General features: G+C 55.8%; 21 protein-coding genes. 14 read left to right on the forward strand and 7 right to left on the reverse strand.

Going from position 1 to position 19,883, the window contains the following annotated elements; translation table 11 throughout:
• Positions 1–1,132 precede the first annotated feature (1,132 nt).
• The 3 genes from rplS to DL239_RS04515 all read left to right on the forward strand — a co-directional run bounded on the left by rplS (position 1,133) and on the right by DL239_RS04515 (position 2,737).
• The gene (gene rplS, locus DL239_RS04505; RefSeq protein ID WP_167682763.1) at positions 1,133–1,507 is read left to right on the forward strand and encodes a 50S ribosomal protein L19; all 375 of its coding nucleotides are present in this window, start codon (positions 1,133–1,135) and stop codon (positions 1,505–1,507) included.
• Between the two features lie 11 nt (positions 1,508–1,518).
• Positions 1,519–1,740, forward strand: a complete 222-nt coding sequence (gene rpmE / locus DL239_RS04510; RefSeq protein WP_167682765.1) for a 50S ribosomal protein L31 — start codon at positions 1,519–1,521, stop codon at positions 1,738–1,740.
• A gap of 187 nt (positions 1,741–1,927) precedes the next feature.
• On the forward strand, positions 1,928–2,737 hold the full coding sequence (locus DL239_RS04515; protein ID WP_167682767.1) for a division plane positioning ATPase MipZ: 810 nt from the start codon (positions 1,928–1,930) through the stop codon (positions 2,735–2,737).
• 192 nt (positions 2,738–2,929) lie between these two features.
• On the opposite strand, the gene DL239_RS04520 is transcribed toward DL239_RS04515, so the two are convergent.
• Complete coding sequence (locus DL239_RS04520) at positions 2,930–4,150, reverse strand: adenylate/guanylate cyclase domain-containing protein (RefSeq protein WP_167682770.1); 1,221 nt, start codon at positions 4,148–4,150, stop codon at positions 2,930–2,932.
• Between the two features lie 50 nt (positions 4,151–4,200).
• Positions 4,201–4,641 (reverse strand): MarR family winged helix-turn-helix transcriptional regulator, encoded by a 441-nt coding sequence (locus DL239_RS04525; RefSeq protein ID WP_167682772.1) that lies wholly within the window; start codon positions 4,639–4,641, stop codon positions 4,201–4,203.
• Positions 4,642–4,713: 72 nt separating this feature from the next.
• On the opposite strand from DL239_RS04525, the gene hmgA reads away from it, so the two are divergent.
• The 10 genes from hmgA to maiA all read left to right on the forward strand — a co-directional run bounded on the left by hmgA (position 4,714) and on the right by maiA (position 13,403).
• On the forward strand, positions 4,714–6,075 hold the full coding sequence (gene hmgA / locus DL239_RS04530; protein ID WP_167682774.1) for a homogentisate 1,2-dioxygenase: 1,362 nt from the start codon (positions 4,714–4,716) through the stop codon (positions 6,073–6,075).
• A gap of 54 nt (positions 6,076–6,129) precedes the next feature.
• A complete protein-coding gene (locus DL239_RS04535; RefSeq protein ID WP_167682777.1) occupies positions 6,130–7,002 on the forward strand; it encodes an MBL fold metallo-hydrolase in 873 nt (290 codons plus the stop codon).
• Positions 7,002–8,258, forward strand: a complete 1,257-nt coding sequence (fahA, locus tag DL239_RS04540; protein ID WP_167682779.1) for a fumarylacetoacetase — start codon at positions 7,002–7,004, stop codon at positions 8,256–8,258. Before DL239_RS04535 ends, fahA begins: the two co-directional genes overlap by 1 nt.
• Positions 8,259–8,261: 3 nt before the next feature.
• The gene (locus DL239_RS04545; RefSeq protein ID WP_167682781.1) at positions 8,262–8,627 is read left to right on the forward strand and encodes a VOC family protein; all 366 of its coding nucleotides are present in this window, start codon (positions 8,262–8,264) and stop codon (positions 8,625–8,627) included.
• On the forward strand, positions 8,624–9,157 hold the full coding sequence (locus tag DL239_RS21625; RefSeq protein ID WP_167682783.1) for a dihydrofolate reductase family protein: 534 nt from the start codon (positions 8,624–8,626) through the stop codon (positions 9,155–9,157). The genes DL239_RS04545 and DL239_RS21625 overlap by 4 nt, the downstream gene beginning before the upstream one ends.
• 4 nt (positions 9,158–9,161) lie before the next feature.
• Positions 9,162–10,112 (forward strand): MBL fold metallo-hydrolase, encoded by a 951-nt coding sequence (locus DL239_RS04555; RefSeq protein WP_167682785.1) that lies wholly within the window; start codon positions 9,162–9,164, stop codon positions 10,110–10,112.
• 218 nt (positions 10,113–10,330) lie between these two features.
• Positions 10,331–11,941, forward strand: a complete 1,611-nt coding sequence (locus tag DL239_RS04560) for an FAD-dependent oxidoreductase (protein ID WP_167682787.1) — start codon at positions 10,331–10,333, stop codon at positions 11,939–11,941.
• Positions 11,942–11,945: 4 nt separating this feature from the next.
• A complete protein-coding gene (locus tag DL239_RS04565) occupies positions 11,946–12,149 on the forward strand; it encodes a DUF2783 domain-containing protein (RefSeq protein WP_167682789.1) in 204 nt (67 codons plus the stop codon).
• A 4-nt stretch (positions 12,150–12,153) separates the two neighbouring features.
• Positions 12,154–12,696, forward strand: a complete 543-nt coding sequence (locus DL239_RS04570) for a VOC family protein (RefSeq protein WP_167682791.1) — start codon at positions 12,154–12,156, stop codon at positions 12,694–12,696.
• 68 nt (positions 12,697–12,764) lie between these two features.
• Entirely contained in the window at positions 12,765–13,403 is a 639-nt protein-coding gene (gene maiA / locus DL239_RS04575; protein WP_167682793.1) for a maleylacetoacetate isomerase, read from the forward strand.
• A gap of 67 nt (positions 13,404–13,470) precedes the next feature.
• Here maiA and DL239_RS04580 read toward each other — a convergent pair whose 3' ends face one another.
• From DL239_RS04580 to DL239_RS04590, 3 genes are all read right to left on the reverse strand, one after another.
• Positions 13,471–15,093, reverse strand: coding sequence for a thiamine pyrophosphate-binding protein (locus DL239_RS04580; RefSeq protein WP_167682795.1), 1,623 nt, complete (start codon positions 15,091–15,093; stop codon positions 13,471–13,473).
• Positions 15,094–15,293: 200 nt separating this feature from the next.
• Positions 15,294–16,049 (reverse strand): sulfite exporter TauE/SafE family protein, encoded by a 756-nt coding sequence (locus DL239_RS04585; RefSeq protein WP_167682797.1) that lies wholly within the window; start codon positions 16,047–16,049, stop codon positions 15,294–15,296.
• 39 nt (positions 16,050–16,088) lie between these two features.
• Entirely contained in the window at positions 16,089–16,907 is an 819-nt protein-coding gene (locus DL239_RS04590; protein WP_167682799.1) for a sulfotransferase family protein, read from the reverse strand.
• Positions 16,908–17,056: 149 nt separating this feature from the next.
• On the opposite strand from DL239_RS04590, the gene DL239_RS04595 reads away from it, so the two are divergent.
• Positions 17,057–18,634 (forward strand): DUF5928 domain-containing protein, encoded by a 1,578-nt coding sequence (locus DL239_RS04595; protein WP_167682802.1) that lies wholly within the window; start codon positions 17,057–17,059, stop codon positions 18,632–18,634.
• 75 nt (positions 18,635–18,709) lie between these two features.
• Here the strand turns inward: DL239_RS04595 and DL239_RS04600 are convergent, their stop codons facing one another.
• Positions 18,710–19,075, reverse strand: a complete 366-nt coding sequence (locus DL239_RS04600) for a hypothetical protein (RefSeq protein WP_167682804.1) — start codon at positions 19,073–19,075, stop codon at positions 18,710–18,712.
• A 149-nt stretch (positions 19,076–19,224) separates the two neighbouring features.
• Complete coding sequence (locus DL239_RS04605; RefSeq protein WP_167682806.1) at positions 19,225–19,872, reverse strand: DUF1523 family protein; 648 nt, start codon at positions 19,870–19,872, stop codon at positions 19,225–19,227.
• Positions 19,873–19,883 lie beyond the last annotated feature (11 nt).

The following is a 19,883-nucleotide window of genomic DNA, read 5'->3' on the forward strand; positions in this document are numbered from 1 at the left end:
ACTGCACTTGGCATCCCCAAGACAGAGGCGATAGGCTAAATCCGTCCGGTGTCAGGGGAGGTCCGACCTCAACCCTATTTGTGCAACAAAGCCGGGCAATACCCATATTCAGCTTCCATTTTCATCCAGCATGGTAATCCACGAACTGTTTTCAATTGGCCGGTAAAACCAGCGAATTTAGAGGGAAGTCTCGCAGACATTTTCCTATCCAACCCGGCATACTTTGCCACTGTAGATGCATCAAGCCAAAGTAAAACGTGGCTACCAGCATTGAGCAATCAGAACGAGGGATTGCCTACATCCAGTTCACCCCAATTGCTCATCTTATTTGTGTTCAAAGGTCGAGCCTAGCAAAGGCTACTTGTGCAGGGCGAAAAGCAGAACTCCACTGCAGATGAGGGGATGGTTGTGTCACGCCGAAAATGGGTTGATCGGACTTCGACTTACCGTGATTTATTGCAGCGTTGGCGTTCTATTCGGGGAATGCCGGTTAGAGGTATTGAAATCTGGGTGATTACCCACATGTGCCTAGTGCGCGGCGCGCAAGCCGAGCCCAAATGACGCAATAGAAAGCGAGTCTCAATATGAGCCGAATAATACTCTCGATAATGGCGATCGGATTTCTGACGGCATGCGATGCTAACGGACCTCAAGGAACACACACTCCACCAAAGACTGAGACACCTCAAAAGTCGGGCGTGACAATGTCAGGCAATGCTCGGGTTGGCGTAGTCTTCTGACCCTACCACTGCACAAGGCGCGCTCTGCGCGTAGCTGCCATTTGAGCAAACCGCAGCATGCAACAAATTGGGCTCAAACCAGACATTTCGAGATCGAAGCATGCCCCGTTCTCTTTGAACTTCCCGAACCCCCACAATTGCCCCTTGCCACCCTACGCTACCAGGCCTAAAAGGCGCTGTCTGGAATCACTTTGGTGGCTCCGGGCCGTTTGGTTTTGGAAGCTCATCTACTGCCCTGCCTTCTTCGGTTAATGCAGCGGGTCGTGAACCAACACACAGGAATGGACGGATCGAACTCTGGCGGGCGCTGTGGCGGACCCGGTGAAGACCAAGAGCTCTCGGACTGCATTAATCTTCGTGGAAACCCACGATCTAATAATTAGGAGTTTGCGATGAACCTGATCGCACAGCTAGAGGCGGAACAAGTTGCCGCCCTGGGAAAAGATATCCCAGATTTCAAAGCCGGTGACACCGTACGTGTTGGCTTTAAAGTGACCGAAGGGTCGCGCACCCGTGTTCAGAACTACGAAGGCGTTTGCATCTCGCGCAAGAACGGCCACGGCATTGCCGGTTCGTTCACCGTTCGCAAGATCTCCTTCGGTGAAGGCGTTGAGCGTGTATTCCCTCTGCACTCGACCAACATTGACAGCATCACTGTTGTTCGCCGCGGCCGTGTCCGTCGTGCGAAACTGTACTACCTGCGCAGCCGTCGCGGTAAGTCTGCTCGTATCGCCGAAGATACGAACTACAAAGCCAAAAAAGCGTAAGGAGTGGTATCATGAAAAAAGACATCCATCCCGAGTACCACACCATCAACGTCAAAATGACCGATGGTACCGTTCTGGAAATGCGCTCGACCTGGGGCAAAGAAGGCGACCAGCTGGCGCTGGACATCGACCCTTCGGTTCACCCTGCCTGGACTGGTGGCAACACCCGTCTGATGGACGCCGGTGGCCGTGTATCCAAGTTCAAAAAGAAATACGAAGGTCTGGGCTTCTAAGCTTACAACCTTTTCGGTTTCAGAAACGCCGCTCCATCGGGGGCGGCGTTTTTTTTGGCACTACATCCGTTAAAATGCGTGAAGATAGGCCCTAATAAAGGGGAAAGTGCGCTTTTCATCAAATCCAACCGCTTCTATAGTCGCGCCAGCAAACGCGCAGCATGGCGCGGCAACGAAGGGACATCAGATGGCGCATATCATTGTCGTCGGAAACGAAAAGGGTGGCGCAGGCAAATCCACCGTGTCGATGCATCTGGCAACCGCGCTGGCGCGGCTTGGCCATAAGGTGGCCACACTGGACCTGGATCTGCGTCAGCGTTCGATGGCGCGGTATCTTGAAAACCGACGCGATTTCATGAAGCTGTCCGATCTGGATCTGCCAACAGTGCAGTGCCACGATCTACCAGAAATCGACCCGTCCACGCTGCAGCCGGGTGAGAACATCTATGATCACCGCCTGTCTGCCGCTGTTGCCAAACTGGAGCCGGACAACGATTTCATCCTTATCGACTGCCCTGGATCACACACGCGTCTTAGCCAGGTTGCGCATTCGCTGGCAGATACGTTGATCACGCCGCTGAATGACAGCTTTGTCGATTTCGACCTGCTGGCACACATCGACCAAAAAGGCGAAAAGATCCTTGGCCCGTCGGTTTATTCAGAAATGGTCTGGAACGCCCGTCAGTTGCGCGCCCAAGCCGGATTAAAGCCGATCGACTGGGTGGTGATCCGCAACCGTGTGGGCACCCAGCGGATGGTCAACAAGGAAAAGATGGAACGCGCCATCACCATGCTGTCCAAACGTATCGGTTTCCGGGTTGCCCCCGGTTTCTCCGAGCGGGTGATTTTCCGCGAACTGTTCCCGCGCGGGCTGACCTTGCTGGATCTGAAAGACATCGGCGTCAAGCAGTTGAACATTTCCAACATCGCCGCCCGGCAAGAGCTGCGCGACATGATGAAGGCAGTGAACCTGCCCGGCGTAGACGTCGAAATCTAATCAGGACGCTGGCCGAGGGAGAAGTGGCTCCCAATCAGGCAAACACTGTTAAGTCGTGAGGGCTGTGCCCGACTTTGGGGGAGGTGCAAAGCGCCTTCCCGGGGGGAAGGTCAGGCGCAGCCCGGCATGTCGGCCAGGCTAAACATCAGAGGATTGAGAGCCTTCACTCTCTAAACCCTAGCTTAGCGCGGCTTACGCTGCCCCTTCAAAAATCGTGTACAGCTCAATCGGCTCGGCAACGCCGCGCAACATGTACCGTCCCAGTGACACCAGATCATGAGGTGACGGATGAGCGGCGCGCTGCACGACCTCTGACACGATAATGCTTTGGCCCACCTCACGGTGCTGTCCGGAAATGCGCGATGTCAGATTTACCGCAGGTCCAATTGCCGTGAAATCCAGCCGGTTCTCTGCGCCGATGTTGCCATACAGAATCTCGCCCGCATGCAGGGCCAGAGTGAAATCGGCAATCGGCAGGCCAGCTGTGGCGCGCTCGATGTTGCGCTCTGCGATTTTCGCCTTCAATTCACTGGCCGCATCCAACGCAGCCTTTGCGTCTGCCTCTATGCTGCCAAGATCGAACATGGTCAAAATGCCGTCACCCATGAATTTCAAGATATTGCCGCCATGGCATTGGATCGTTGCCACAGCGATCGCGAAGTAATCATTCAGCATGTCGATCAGATCCGGGCCCGGCAGCTGTTCGGCTAGACGGGTGAACCCCTTTAGATCAAAGTAGCAAATGACCGCATTGATCTGCTGCGAAGAGCCACGCTGAATTTCACCCGATAAAACCCGGCGTCCAGCGTCACGCCCCAGATAGACCTGTAGCAGATCACTGGCCATTTGCCGGTGCGACGAGGATTTCAGCGCCAACCCCAGATGAGGCAACAAAGTCCGGAACAGTGACAGGTGTCCGTCCGAAAACCCGCCCTCTAGATCCGATGTCCAGGACACCATCATTCCCTCAGACGGCGCATCGGGATCGGTCGGCACGTCCATCGGCTCGCCGAACATTTGCCGGGTGGCAAAATAGTCAGTAGCACCTGTTTCGGACAGGTCCTTCAACACTGGAAAATCAGTCACATCATCCGTGCCAAAAGACGACCGGAACTCTTCGTTGTCCATTTGCAGCATCCGGTAGAACGGGCTGCGCAACCAGGCGTCAATCGGGGTTTCCTGACGTTGGAAATGTTGATGTGTCAGACCTTCGGCGCGGGTCCAGCTGAATCCGATCCCACCGAATTTTGGGTGATAGGCACGTTGGGCCAGATGAAACCGTAGCAGGGGGATGTCGGCCTGAACCAGACGCTCGCAATATCCCCGTAGAATATCCTCACGACTGACACCCTGTAATCCTTGTTCGGTAATCCAGGCGATCAACGGCGCCGCAATCTTGTCAGTCTCAGTCATTCAGGCCTCTTTTGGTTAGCCCGTCATGTAGGCATGCCTAGTCGATTATACTACGTCTCTATCCCGGATAATTTCTTAAGCAAACGACGCAAAAGGACAGCCTCATCTTCACTAAACCGAGACGTCAGTTTGTCGTCATATTCTCTCGCAACTGACCGAAGGTCTCGATACGCCATTTCCCCGGCCGGTGTCAGGGCCAAATGTTCTGCACGGCGATCATTTTCATCACGGTTTCGTGTCACAAACCGGCGCTCCGCCAGTTTAGCCACAGCCCGACTAATCTTGGTCTTGTGAATCTTGGCTCGCACGCCAATTTCTTTGGCAGTCAAGCTGCCATAGATCCCCAGATGAAACAGCACCCGCCATTCCGTTCGAAGCATACCGTACCTGTTCTTGTACTCCCCTTGAAACTCAAGCGAGCACTCCTCGGCGGCTCGGTTCAGAAGGAAGGGCAAAAAATCTTGCGGCGTAAAGTCATCTTTTTCCATCATCCGGGCCTTCTATCCCTTGTTAGTTACAAAATCAACTATTATCGAAATGCTTAACAAAGGAAGGAACGCGCGATGACTCACCCTGTAGCTCCCCATAAGATGACCCAGGCACCCTCGCTTGAAGGTCCGCACGAAGGCTATATGCCCGGCTTTGGCAACGACTATGAAACCGAAGCCCTGCCCGGTGCCCTGCCCCAGGGCATGAACTCGCCGCAGAAATGCGAATATGGACTGTATGGTGAGCAACTGTCGGGCACCGCGTTCACCGCGCCCAGCCACCAGAACGAGCGCACCTGGTGCTATCGCATCCGCCCCTCGGTCAAGCACAGCCATCGGTACAATAAAATTGACCTGCCGCAGTGGAAATCAGCCCCAAATGTTGATCCAGATGTGATCTCATTAGGTCAGTACCGTTGGGACCCGCTGCCACACAGTGACACCGGCCTGACCTGGCTGACCGGCATGCACACCATGACCACGGCGGGTGACGTGAACACTCAGGTTGGCATGGCAACACATATCTATCTGGTCACCGAGAGCATGGTCGACAGCTATTTCTTCTCGGCTGATTCCGAACTGCTAGTCGTTCCACAAGAGGGTCGCCTGCGGTTCTGTACCGAGCTGGGGATCATCGACGTAGAGCCGCAGGAAATCGCCATTATCCCACGCGGATTGCTGTACCGGGTAGAGGTGCTGGAAGGCCCAGCCCGTGGCTTTGTCTGTGAAAACTACGGACAGAAATTCGAACTCCCCGGTCGTGGACCAATCGGCGCCAACTGCATGGCCAATCCTCGTGACTTCAAGGCCCCGGTAGCAGCTTTTGAAGACCGCGAAGTCGAATCAACCGTGACCATCAAGTGGTGCGGCCAGTTTCACGAGACCACAATCGGCCAATCTCCGCTGGATGTGGTCGCCTGGCACGGCAACTATGCGCCGGTGAAATACGACCTGCGCACCTATTGCCCGGTGGGCGCGATCCTGTTCGATCACCCGGACCCATCCATCTTTACCGTGCTGACTGCGCCATCAGGCCAGCCCGGCACCGCCAACATCGACTTTGTCCTGTTCCGCGAGCGCTGGATGGTGGCCGAAGATACATTCCGTCCACCGTGGTACCACAAGAACATCATGTCCGAGCTGATGGGCAACATCTATGGTCAGTACGACGCCAAGCCCAAAGGCTTTATCCCCGGCGGCATGAGTCTGCACAACATGATGATCCCACATGGCCCGGACAAGAACGCCTTTGAAGGTGCGTCGAATTCCAACCTTGGCCCCGAGAAACTGGACAATACCATGTCCTTCATGTTCGAAACCCGCTTCCCGCAGCATCTAACTTCATTTGCAGCCAATGACGCGCCGTTGCAGGATGACTATATCGACTGCTGGTCCGACATCGAAAAGAAGTTCGACGGCACTCCGGGCAAGAAGTAATGATCCTAGACAGGTCGTGCCACCAAACAGCGGCCTGAAGGGAAAGGGATATTCATGAGCAAGAACCAAGTTGTACTATTGGGCACCAAAGGGGGTCCAGCGATCCGCCCAGGTACGCGGATGCCGACCTCCATTCTGGTACAGATGGACGGGCAGACAATTCTGGTAGATGCCGGTCTTGGGGTCACGCGTGGCATCTGCGACGCAGGTGTCAAGCTGACCGATCTGGATGCAATCGTGATTACCCACCTGCATTCCGATCATTACCTGGAACTCGGCCCCCTGCTGCACACGGCCTGGACCGCAGGCCTGGCCCGGCCAATCCCTGTCATCGGCCCCAAGGGGCTGGACGCCTATTGGGCAGGGTTCCAGCAATCGATGGCGTTCGACATTTCACTGCGCCTAGGCGATGAGGGACGACCAGATTTTGCCCCCTTGGCCGACATTCAGGTGATTGAACCGGGGCAACATCAACTTGGCCCGCTAACCATGGACGTCATCCGAAATGAGCACCCGCCAATCGACGACAGCTTTGCCCTGCGCCTGACAGGAACCGACCACAGCGTTGCCCTGTCCGGTGACACTGCCCCGATCCCTGAAATGGTCGACTTTGCCAAAGGCGCTGATCTTCTGGTGCACGAAGCCATGCTCTCAGCCGGTATCGACGCGCTCTGCGCCCGCGTTGGCAACACCGACGACCGCCTGCGCCACCACCTGGAACGCTCGCACAGCCCCGCTGATCAGGTAGGCCGCATCGCCACCCAAGCAGGCGTTAAACGTCTCGCCCTAAATCACCTTGTCCCCTGTGACGATCCCGACTTTACTGAAACAGACTGGCGGGCCGAAACCTGCCGTGAATGGTCAGGTCCGCTGTTTATCGGAACCGACGGACTGGCCATTTCTCTCGACCAAAAGGAAACATCGTAATGCCTTTGATGAAAAGCTGGGTGGCCTCGGCCAACGACGCCGCGCACCCGTTTCCACTGAACAACCTGCCCTATGGTGTCTTTTCAACCGGCGAAGAAGACCCCCGCTGCGGCGTTGCCATTGGCGACATGATCCTGGACATGCAAGCCGCCGAAGAAAGCGGTTTGATCGCGCTGACCGATGAGCCGCTGTTCGAAGTCCCCTATTGGAACGACCTGATGGACGAAGGCCCCGCCGTCTGGGCCGCACTGCGCAACCGCTTGACGGATCTGCTGGCCAAGGGATCTGCGGATCAGGCCAAAGTTGAACCTCTGCTGGTGCCAATGGCGGATGCAGACATGCACATGCCGATGGCCGTCAGCGAATACACTGACTTCTACGCTGGTCGTCACCACGCCACCAATGTGGGCACCATGTTCCGTGGCGCTGAAAACGCGCTGCCACCCAACTGGCTGCATATCCCGATCGGCTATAACGGCCGCGCCTCCTCCGTTGTGGTGTCGGGCACCGAAGTCCGTCGCCCTTGGGGTCAACTAAAAGGTCCAAATGATGCAGCGCCTCGCTGGGCTCCCTGCGCACGGTTCGATATTGAACTGGAAATGGGCGCCATTGTCGGCACCACATCCGACGGCCCGATCACCGTGCAAGAAGCCGACGACAATATCTTTGGCTATGTACTGCTGAACGACTGGTCCGCTCGCGACATTCAGGCTTGGGAATACCAGCCATTGGGGCCGTTTCAGGCCAAGGCAACTGCCACCTCCATCAGCCCATGGATTGTCACCAGGGCCGCGCTGGAACCATTCCGCTGTGACACACCCGAGCGCGAGGTTGAATTGTTGGATCACATCAAAGACTGCGGTCCGATGCTGTACAACATTGACCTAGAGGTCACGATGGCACCCGAAGGCAAAGACGCCACCACCATTGCCCGCACCAACTATAACCAGATGTATTACTCGGCCGCGCAACAGTTGGCGCATCACTCGACATCTGGCTGCCCGATGAATGCGGGTGACCTGCTGGGGTCCGGCACCATTTCCGGCCCAACCAAACCCGAGCGCGGCTCGCTGCTGGAACTCAGCTGGGGCGGCAAAGAGCCGCTGACGCTGGATACCGGCGAAGAGCGGTCCTTTATCGCCGATGGCGACACACTGACCCTGAAGGGTGCAGCCAAAGGCAAAGGCTATACCATCGGATTTGGTGACTGCACCGGCACCGTGATCGCCGCACTTGACGACCCATACGCGCGCTAAGTGATGCTAGCAATTGACCATATCCAGATTGCGATCCCCAAAGGGAACGAAGATGAATGTCGCGCCTTTGGGGGTGATCTGGTCGGCCTGCGTGAAATCCCCAAGCCCGAAGCGCTGCAAGCGCGCGGCGGGTTGTGGTTTGCGCTGGCTGGCAGTGAATTGCATCTGGGTGTGGAAGAGCCGTTTGCTCCGGCGAAGAAAGCCCATCCAGGCTTTCGCTCCAACGACATTACCGCGCTGGCAGCGCGGTTTGAAACAGCAGGCCAAGACATGGTCTGGGACACCGCAATTAAGGGGCGCCAACGGTTCTTTGCAAATGATCCGTTTGGTAACCGTCTCGAATTCCTACAAGAGGAGACATCACAGTGACGGCTCCTAAGTATGTAGGCTATATCGCTATGAGCTTGGATGGGTTCATTGCCGACGCTAATGGCAGTGTCGCTTGGCTGGACCCATTCAACAAGGTGCTCGCCTCGGATGGTGGTGACGGTGGCTATGGTGACTTCATCGCCCCCATCGACGCCTTGATTATGGGCCGAACCACCTATCAGCAAGTCATGGGCTGGGGATGGCCCTATGAAAAGCGGCCCAGTTATGTCCTGACCCGCAATACGGGTTTCACGGGCGATCACATTGCGGCGGCGGGCGACATCAACATATTGCGCGCGGCCATCGAAGGCGCCGGACACAATAACGTCTGGATCATGGGCGGTGGTGAAACCCAACGTGCGGCATTGGATGCCGGGTTATTCGACACGCTGAGGGTTTTCATCATGCCGACACTACTTGGTCAGGGGCTGCCTTGTTTCGCCCCCGGCAAGCAACACAATTTGAAATTGACCTCCTCGGAACAAAAACCGGGCGGCATTCTGCAAATCGACTACGACATCGAGGACTGAACACATGGCCAAAGCATTTGCGTCCCAAGGGGACATGACGGAAAAGAAAATCACCTTCGACGAAATCGGTGAAGGGCTCTATGCCTTTACCGCCGAAGGCGACCCGAACTCGGGTGTGATTATCGGTGATGATAGCGTGATGATTGTTGAGGCGCAGGCGACACCGCGTCTGGCCAACAAGGTCATCGAATGTGTGCGCTCGGTCACTGACAAACCGATCAGCCACGTTGTACTGACCCACTACCACGCGGTACGGGTACTGGGTGCCAGTGCCTTTGGTGCCCAACAGGTCATCATGGGCGACACCGCCCGTTCAATGGTTGTTGAGCGCGGCCAAGAGGACTGGGACAGCGAATTCCAACGCTTCCCCCGCCTGTTCGAAGGTCACGAGAGCATTCCCGGTCTGACATGGCCAACGACCACATTCAGCGAAGACATGACCGTTTATCTGGGCAACCGCCGCGTTGACCTGATGCATCTGGGTCGCGCCCATACAGCGGGCGACATCGTCATTCACGTACCAGATCAGAATGTCATGTTCACCGGTGACATCGTCGAAGATCATTCCGCCTGTTACTGTGGTGATGGTCACTTTGCGGATTGGGGCGATACGCTGGACAACATCGCCTCCTTTGACGTCGACGCAATTGCGCCGGGTCGTGGCGGTGCGTTGATCGGCAAAGAAGCCGTAGCTCGCGCCATTGAAAGCACTCGTGACTTTGTCGAAAGCACCTATCGCCCAGCCGCCAAGGTTGCCGCCCGCAATGGTACATTGAAAGAAGCATGGGACGCGGTGCGGGCCGAGTGTGATCCAAAGTTCAAGGATTACGCCATCTACGAGCACTGCCTGCCGTTCAACGTTGCCCGCGCCTTTGATGAGGCCCGTGGCATCGATCACCCCCGCATCTGGACCGCCCAGCGCGATCTGGAGATGTGGGACGCACTGCAAGGCTGAAGCTGAAGGGCACTTATCAGCTTCGCCCTTAAGGCCCGAATTATCTCGGGTTTCCGCCTTCCAGGCGGAAAAATGCCAATAAAACAGGCGCAAGGCATTGATCCAGATCGTGTCGCCATAGCCTGAATAATGAGAAAATAAGCTAATACTCCCGGCGGCCTGCCGCCGGGAAACAGAGGAATTGCGTGTTGTGCACGCTCATCTAGGGAGGAGACCAGATGAACAAGATTTTTGAAGTTCCCGTGTACCCGTATGAACGCCATGCGGATCAGGATGCATCCGCGCCTGTGCGCCACAAGGTCATCGTAATTGGTGCCGGCCCCATTGGCCTGGGCGCTGCCATCGACCTGGCCCAGCAGGGCATCGAGGTTGTTGTGCTGGATGACAACGACAAGGTCAGCTTTGGTTCGCGGGCCATCTGCTTTGCCAAGCGACCACTAGAAATCCTAGACCGGTTAGGCTGCGGCCAACCCATGGTCGACAAGGGTGTGCAGTGGAATGTCGGCAAGGTGTTTTTTGATGACCGTGAAGTCTATGACTTCAACCTTCTGGACGAGGAAGGCCACAAGCGTCCCGCCTTTATCAACCTTCAGCAATACTATTTCGAAGAGTACATGGTTCACCGGGTCCGCCAGCTGCAGGCACAGGGTGCACCAATCGAAATTCGAGGCCGCAACAAGGTGTCGGCCATTGGCACTCATCCCGATCACGTCACCATCGAAGTCGACACCCCCGAGGGATCTTACAACCTCGAAGCTGACTGGCTGATTGCCTGTGACGGGGCCGGATCACCGACACGGGCGATGCTGGGCAAGGATTTCGTTGGCCGGGTGTTCGAGGACAACTTCCTGATCGCTGATGTGGTGATGGAGGCCGACTTTCCAACAGAACGCTGGTTCTGGTTTGATCCGCCGTTCAACAAGGGTCAGTCCGCCCTTCTGCACAAGCAGCCTGACAACGTTTGGCGTATCGATTTGCAGCTAGGTTGGGACATCGACAAGGAACGCGAAAAGCGGCCTGAAAATGTCATTCCACGCCTGAAGGCAATGCTAGGCGATGATGTTGAATTCGAGCTGGAGTGGGTCTCGATCTATACCTTCCAGTGTCGCCGCATGGAGAAGTTCCGCCATGGTCGGGTGTTGTTTGCCGGCGACGCCGCGCATCAGGTTTCGCCCTTTGGGGCACGTGGGGCCAACTCGGGTCTGCAGGATACCGATAACCTGTGCTGGAAACTGAAGCTGGTGATTGATGGCAAGGCTCCTGAAAGCCTGCTGGACAGCTATGATGACGAGCGGATCCATGGTGCGGATGAGAACATCCTGAACTCTAGCCGCTCGACCGATTTCATCACACCAAAATCAGAAACCTCGCGCCTGTTCCGCGATGCGGTTCTGGATCTGGCCGAGCAGTATGAGTTTGCCCGCCCGCTGGTCAACTCAGGCCGTCTGTCTGTGCCCTGCACCTATGACGGGTCACCACTGAATTCGGCGGATGCATTGGCTGGCCCCGACTACACACGCCCCGGATCAGCCTGCCCGGATGCACCGCTTGGGGATGAATTCCTGCTGCCGAAACTGGCCGACAAGTTCACCCTGCTGACCATTGATGCCGATGCCACTGACGTCATCGAAGAAGCCGGCATCACGGTGGAACGGCTGGCACTGTCGGTCAAAGACGACAAGACGCTGGCGCTAAAGGACCGTTACCTTGGCGAGCTCGAAAGTGGTGTCTACCTGATCCGTCCGGATCAGCACGTTGCGGCCCGTCGACCATCCTATGATGAAAACCTGTTCCGCGCTGCCATTCGCCGCGTCACAGGCCAGGAGTGATATCATGACAGATCAACTGACACTGACACCGAACATCGACGGAGGTGATGACTTCTATGCAGAACTCCTCGCCACTCACGAGGGCCTGAGCAAGGCAGACAGCGATGCGTTGAACGCGCGGCTGATCCTGGTGATGGCCAACCAGATTGGCGACCGCGCCATCCTATCCCAAGCGCTGGCTGCGGCCGCTCTGAAATCGGAGGAATAACGACATGAAAATCGAACAGATCCACCATGTTGCCTATCGCTGCAAAGACGCCAAGCAGACGGTGGAATGGTATAACACCATGCTCAAGATGGACTTTGTTCTGGCGATTGCCGAGGACCACGTGCCGTCTACCCACGAACCGGACCCCTACATGCATATCTTTATGGATGCAGGGAACGGCAATGTGCTGGCGTTCTTTGAGCTGCCGACGAAACCGGAAATGGACCGTGATCGCAACACGCCGATCTGGGTGCAGCACATTGCGTTCAAGGTCAAAGACCGCGACACTTTGCTGGAGTTCCGGGATCATCTTGTGGCCAATGATGTCGAAGTTCTGGGTGTGACTGATCACTCGATCTTCCACTCAATCTACTTCTTTGATCCCAATGGCCACCGGGTTGAACTGGCCTGCCCAGATCCCGCCGAAGAAGCCATGCTGGCCAAACTGGACGCGGTGAAATGGGACATGCTGGAGGAATGGTCAAAGACCAAGAAGGCACCCAAACATGCTGAATGGATGCACTCAAAAGAGTTGAGTGACGTTTAAACTAGACAGGGGTGCTTGGCAGCACGCACCCTACACAGGCTGATTGTGACACGGGTGGAGACCAAGGAATGAGTGAGACAGTTCTGTATGATTATTGGCGGTCATCAGCCAGTTATCGTTTGCGCATTGCGCTGAACCTAGCAGGTGTTCCTTATCGGGCTGTTTCGATTGATCTGGTCAAGGGCGAGCAAAAGTCGCCCGCCCATCTGGCCCGCAATCCACAAGGTCTGGTGCCGGTTCTTGAAATCGACGGGCTGCGACTGACCCAGTCGCTGGCTATTCTCGACTATCTGGACCAAACCCGCGAGATGGGCCTGCAGCCCGAAAATCCCGCGCTGCGAGTGCAGGTTCAGGCCCTGGCCCACTCGATCGCGGTGGATATTCACCCGGTGTGCAACTTGCAGGTGGTTGCCCATGCCGCGTCGATTGCCGCCGATCAGACCGGCGTCCGCGAGTTCTGGATGGCGCGGTTCATCCGGCCGGGGTTAGAGGCATTTGAGAGCTTGTTGGGCGCATTTCACCAGCAGCCCTACTGCGTTGGTCAGGAACCGGGGTTGGCTGACATCTGCCTGATGCCACAGCTGTATAACGCCCGGCGTTGGGAGGTCGATTTCTCTGATCTATCCCGGATTGTCGCAGTAGAAACAGCCTGCGCGCAGCATCCTGCCTTTTTGGCAGCACATCCAGATGCAGTTAACAACGCTTAGTCGCAATTGATGTGAACCATAGCAAGCGCCCCTTGGGGCGCCTGCCTGTATGTCTCTATCGCGCGGGTTAAATGCGCATACGTGGCACGTCGTGTGGATCAAGGCGAAGTTCGATCAGCACCGGACCTTTGCGGGTTTCAAGCGCCGTCAGAGCGGTTTCCAGTTCCTCGGCAGAGCGCACCTCAAATCCCTGACCACCTAGCGACGTGGCAATTCCGGCGAACGAAGGCCAATGGAATTCGGTCAGGCTGGGATCCATCTTGCGATCCAAGAACTGGATATGCTCGGCGCCATAGGCGGAGTCGTTGGCAACGATCACGATCAGGTCAAGGCCAAGGCGCACGGCGGTGTTGAACTCGTTGATGCCGCCCATCATGAACCCACCATCACCACTAAACATAACCACTGGCCGGTCAGGGGCCGCCAGCCCAGCACCGACAGCTTCCTGCAGGCCAAGCCCGATGGAACCAAAGTTCGCTGTAACCACAAAGCTTTGCGGATCAGGCGCCGAGATACGGCACCAGACTTCGGTCATGAAACGACCGCCGTCGGTAACCAGCACACGGTCCTTTGGAAGCGCGGTTTCCAGCCGTTCCAGCGCGTGGACATAATTCACACAGCCCTCGGCTGTTTTGTCCGGCCCGGTGGGGTGCAAGGTAAGTGTCTCGATGTCCAATTCGCGGGTAAAGCCACTGGCCGCGATTTCAGCCTCGTCCAGCCAGTACAGAATGGTTTCAGCCGTTAGCCCCGCATCGGCCACCAGTGCTGCATCAGGGTGCAACCCGCCACCAATGGCGGTTGGCTCTACATCCACCTGCACGATCCGCTTGTCCTTCATCAACTTGCCACGGTCGGTGGTAAAGTCATGCAGCGCAGTGCCGAAACAGACGATACAATCCGACTGGGCGATCAGGTCATAGGCGGCTGGCGTGGACAGGGTTCCAAAGATGTCGATGTTGTAGGGATGGTCGTTGAACAGCCCCTTGGCCTTTAGTGTTGTGGCCAGTGGGGCCTCTAGCCGGTCGGCCAGCTTGATCAACTGATCCCGTGCCGAAACAGCACCGCCACCAGCCAAGATCAGCGGACGGCGAGCCGAGGCGATCATGCCGATCGCCTCGTCCAGCGTATCGCCCTCGGCCACGCCACCGGGCGCGGTGAATACGTCGAGCACCTGTGTCTTGTGGCTTGTTGTCTCCCACATGAAATCTGCAGGCATATTCAAAACGATTGGGCGGCGTTCAACCTGTGCCCGGTAAAAGGCCCGCGCAACGTCCATTCCAACAGTGTCGGGGGCGCGCAACTGCACAAACCCAGCGCCGGATGCTTTGACCACTTCGCGCTGATCAATGCCCTGCAGGTGACGCGGGTTGGCCACCGGAGTATCCCCAGCCAGCAGAACCATTGGGATATGTCCCCGCACACCTTCGGTCAGAGCTGTCATGCAATTGGTCAGCGCCGGGCCATGGGTCACAGATGCTACGCCGACTTTGCCTGAAACTTGGGCATAGGCCAGCGCCATCAGCACCGAGCTGCCCTCGTGAGCGGCCGGAACAAACCGCCCGGCACATTCCCGCACAAAGCTGTCCACGATGAACAGGTTGGCATCGCCCATCAGCCCAAACATCGTCTCAACCCCGTGGTCACTCACCGCACGGGCAATGGCCTGATAGACATGCATTTCGCTACTCATCCGAATTCTCTCCTGTCGCGTTTGCATCCCTAATAGCTGAAAGCGCATGCGTAGAATGCGCAAATTGAAGCCCCGCGGGCGAAATAATGCAGGGATTATCCGCAAAATCACATATTGACGCGCGAATCCCGCACCCAGATCTTCATGGCTAGAAATTCGGCGCAAATCACAGGGGTCTTCGTATCATTCCCGGCGCTATCTTAGCCTAGATAGCCAGATACCCCGTCCCACAACAGTTTCAAGGCTGTGACGCACAACAGCAGATAGCAAAGACGGTAAAGTTGCGCCTGATCCAAACGTTCATGCAGCCGCCACCCCAGCCATACCCCAAAGGGAATGATCGGCAGCGACAGGCCCATCAGAACCCAAGTGGCAGCAGAGGGCTGCGCCACCCACAGCCACGGCACCACTTTGACCAGGTTTCCCGCAGTGAAGAACAGGCTTGTCGTTCCGGCATAGATTGCCTTGGGCAACCCGAGCCCCAGCATGTACAGCGCCAATGGCGGCCCACCGGAATGAGCAACCATAGTTGTGATCCCAGACCCAACACCCGCCGCTATCGCTTTGGGTGTACTGCGGGGTTTTGGTTTAATGGTTCCACCCTTGCGAAACCACATTGCCGCAAACGTCAAAGTTATCACTGCCATTGCAATTGAAACGGCTCGTGCATCCAGATGATCCAACACAATGGTGCCTATGGCTATGCCAACCAACAAGCCGGGCAACAGCAGTTTCAGGTCAACCTTGGACCAAGTTGACGGGCTCCAATACCGCAGCGCGACAACATCCATGACGACAAACAAAGGTGCCAACAGTGCGCCGGCCTGAAACGGGTCCATCACCAGTGCCAGCAACGGGATGCCAACAATTGCAAAACCGCCGCCAAAACCGCCCTTCATAAAGGCTATGACAAAGACCCCCGATAGGGTCAGCAGAATGGTTCCCGCATCAAGCATTTGGCGGCAGAGACTCTTTGCAGCTATGGTAAGAGGGCCTTAGTCGCCCAGTTTCGCGTGGACCTCGTCCAGATCAATCTCGCCAATCGGCATCTTGTTTGACGGGTCTTCGAAGTCATATTTGAACAGATCGAAATCACGTTTGTAGATCTCATAGATCAAGTGCATCGACAAATCGTCAAAGTAATCCTCGACCGGGTGCGCCCGTTTAGGGCCGTGGCCTTCGCTTTCGTTGAAACGCGGGATTGCCGTCAGATCAACCGGATGCGGAGTGTCGATTGCGCCCAGAACATCGGCCATGCCGTCGTTAAAGCTTTCGGTCCAGATGATCTTGTCATACTTGCCACCGTTCCAGATGAACGTGGACACATGGCCCGACATGGCGGACCAGTGAATGTCAGGATCCATCGGGCGGCGATAGCGAATGGTGTCACGCACAAACAGCAGGAACCGGCGGAAGCTTCGGATCTGGTCAAACTCTTGTTTGCCGTCATCACCACCAACCTCGATGCCATATTCATAGGTCAGCTTGGGAACCAGATTGCCGCGATAACGTCGTCCATTACGTTGGATGCCGCAAATTTTATCAAAGAACGAGCTGAGGACGCGGGTATAGGGATTGCGCACGCAGGTAAAGGCATAAGACTTATGCGCCTGCACATTGCGGGTGATGGGGCCCTGGCTTTCGTCCAGCGCCCATTTGTGCATGCCAGATTTGGCGTCGTGGATATCACCGTCAAAGAATTCGCCGTGATCGGAGTAATACATGATCTGACCAATGGTCGAGCAGGCGCATTTTGGGACCACGCGGTACACAACGCTTTCACTGTCCGTCATCCAGGTCCCTGGAAATCCCATATGTCCTTACCTCCATCCGTGCTGCATTTCGCGGTTCCTGACGATTGCAGACATCTATATGCAAAAACCAGAACTAACTGGTTTATTCAATCAGACTTCGCCCTTATCAAGGGATACAAAGCAAAGAAATCAGGTGTACTGTCCCTAAAATGGCAAAAATCGCATATATTCTGCTCTGCCATAAAGATCCCGAGGCAATCATCCAGCAGGCTGAGCAACTGACTGCGGTTGGTGACTACATGTCGATCCACTTTGACGCCAGCGCAGCGCCTGCAGACTATGAAGCGATCCGCGAGGCGCTGGATCACAACGACAATGTCACCTTTGTACGCAACCGCATCAAGTGTGGCTGGGGTGAATGGTCACTGGTTCAGGCGACCTTGCTTGCCGTTGAGGCCGCCGCAGAGGAATTTCCCCGCGCCACCCATTTCTACATGCTGTCCGGCGATTGCATGGCCATCAAAACCGCCGAATTCGCGCACAAGTTCCTGGACGAGAACGACAGGGATTACATCGAAAGTTTCGATTTTTTCGAAAGCGACTGGATCAAAACCGGGATGAAGGAAGAGCGGCTGATTTACCGCCACTTCTTTAACGAGCGCACACATAAGAAACTGTTTTATGCCGCGATGGACCTACAAAAACGTCTGGGGCTAAAGCGTGAAATCCCTAGCGACATTCAGGTCCAGATCGGCAGCCAGTGGTGGTGCCTGCGCCGTCGAACCATTGAGTGGATTCTGGAATTCACCCGCAAGCGCAAAGACGTGATGCGTTTTTTCCGCACGACGTGGATTCCGGATGAAACCTTCTTTCAGACGCTGGTTCGCCATCTGGTCAAAGAAAGCGAAATTGATAGCCGGACGCTCACGTTTTTAATGTTCACCGACTACGGAATGCCGGTGACATTTCACAACGACCACTACGACCTCCTGCTGAGCCAGGATTTCCTGTTCGCGCGCAAAATTAGCCCCGGTGCCAAACGGCTGAAATCCCGGTTGGGCCGGTTGTATGCCTCTCGCGATGTCGATTTTCAGATCTCTAACGAAGGCCGTAGCCTGTTCAAATTTCTAGCAGACCAAGGTCGGTCTGGGCGTCGGTTCGGGATGCGGTTCTGGGAGACCGAAAGCTCGCTTGGGCGGGAACGTGAGTTGATGATCGTTGTCTGCAAGAAGTGGCATGTAGCCAAGCGTTTGGTCGAGAACGTCAGCAAAATAACTGACATCCCAACTATCGAGTATTTGTTTGACGAAGAAAGCACCAACCTGCCCGATTTGGGGGGCATTCAATCCTCTCTGGGCAAGCGCACCCGTCACCGCCGCGCGCTGATGCGGATGCTGTTTGAGTATCATGAGAGCGACAGGCTGGTTGTCTGTATGGATCCGGCGAACCTGGACCTGATGCACGACTTCTTTTCCGACCGGTCCCTGACGCGGCTGTTGCAGATCGAATGCGAATTCACCGACGACTACCTGAGCGGCCATGCACGACGGGTTGGTCTGGCGGGTGAGCGGACATCGCAAGCCACTCTGGACCGGCTGATGCCGACGATACGCAATGACATCACCTACGAAGCTGATCGCATTCGTGACGCTGGTTTTAACCGGCATTTTCGCATCAGGCAGTCCGATAGCGCTGAAATCAATGCTACCAAGCTGACCGATTTCTTTCGTGTATCACAAGATACGGCAATGCAACTTGCGCAGACGCGCCATTTGTTTGACGACTGATGCAATCCGTTTTGACTGTCTACCGAGTAAAGTCCTTTATCCCGTGAAACGGCCCTACGGTTTTCTATTGGCTGCCTAGTCTGCCAATTCGCTAATCAGCCCCATCACAGCCAGAACTTTCATCGTGTCCGACACTCTGAGTATTTCATTGTCAACTTTGATGTACTTCTCACCACCAGACAGCGGCTTGAGTTTCCATTTGGATAGATCAGAAATTGGGTCAAAATTCACGTCGCCAGGCAGCTTTGCCCCACGGGTGTAACGTTTGATCTGCCCCGGAGGGATAGCCTTGGCGGCATTTCCGTTCCCTGCCCCAATCGAAATATTCTTGCCCGGCTTACCCCGGCCATTATTCGCGTTTTTCGCCTCAGCCAGTTCTGCAGCACCAAACGTAAATAGGCTTACAGCCGCAACCAGACCGGTCATCATCGAACGTTTCATCGTCAAACTCTCCTTAATTCAAAATCTCACTATTTAACTGAGTTCGCTCGAACTTACCTTTACCTCACTCCAGAATAACGGGGAGGTGCTTGGGCGGAAACTGATCTCATCAGTCCCACTGCAAACAAGCACCTCTCCGCCGGTTCTGATCACTTTTTCTTCCAAGTATCCAACCAGCGCCGCATGCCACTGCGCTTTTCGGAAATAGCATCACCAGCCGCATACAGACTGTCTTCCATGTCTTCGATCACCGGATCAATCCGCGCCTTGCGGAACCGCCGCCAGCGCACATAGATGGCCCAGAAAAACGCCGCCAGCAGGGTCAGGAAAACGATGTTGAACCAGTTGATAGCCGAGTAGTCAGGCCCATCCACCGGTTTGACCGCCACTGTGTTAGGGTAGATCGAATAGAATTCATTGCGCCAGCCATAGTGGCGCAGCACGACCCACTGTGGGTCAGCCTTGGTAGACGCCAAATCAGTAAGCTCGGCCTGAAGATTAGAGCTGTCGAGCTTGAAATACGGCGGCCAGCCCCAGCCGGTGTCTTCGTTGCGAAACACCATTGGGCGGCCATTTTCATAGAATGTTTCAACAAAGCGCACGTCGCGATTTATTCGTGTCGCACCTTCCTGCGCGGTGTCTTGCTGTGCCCAGAACAGTGAATTCTCACCGAAATCAACCCGGCGCACATCTGTGCCGACAATCCGCACCACATCGTGCTGTGGCAGAGTATAGTGCAACACAGACACAAACAGCACCCAGAAGGTGATCGTAAACACCCATTTGACATAGACCATCTGTGGTCCCC

Source organism: Parasedimentitalea denitrificans, from assembly GCF_011813015.1.
In the GTDB taxonomy this organism is placed as follows: domain Bacteria; phylum Pseudomonadota; class Alphaproteobacteria; order Rhodobacterales; family Rhodobacteraceae; genus Parasedimentitalea; species Parasedimentitalea denitrificans.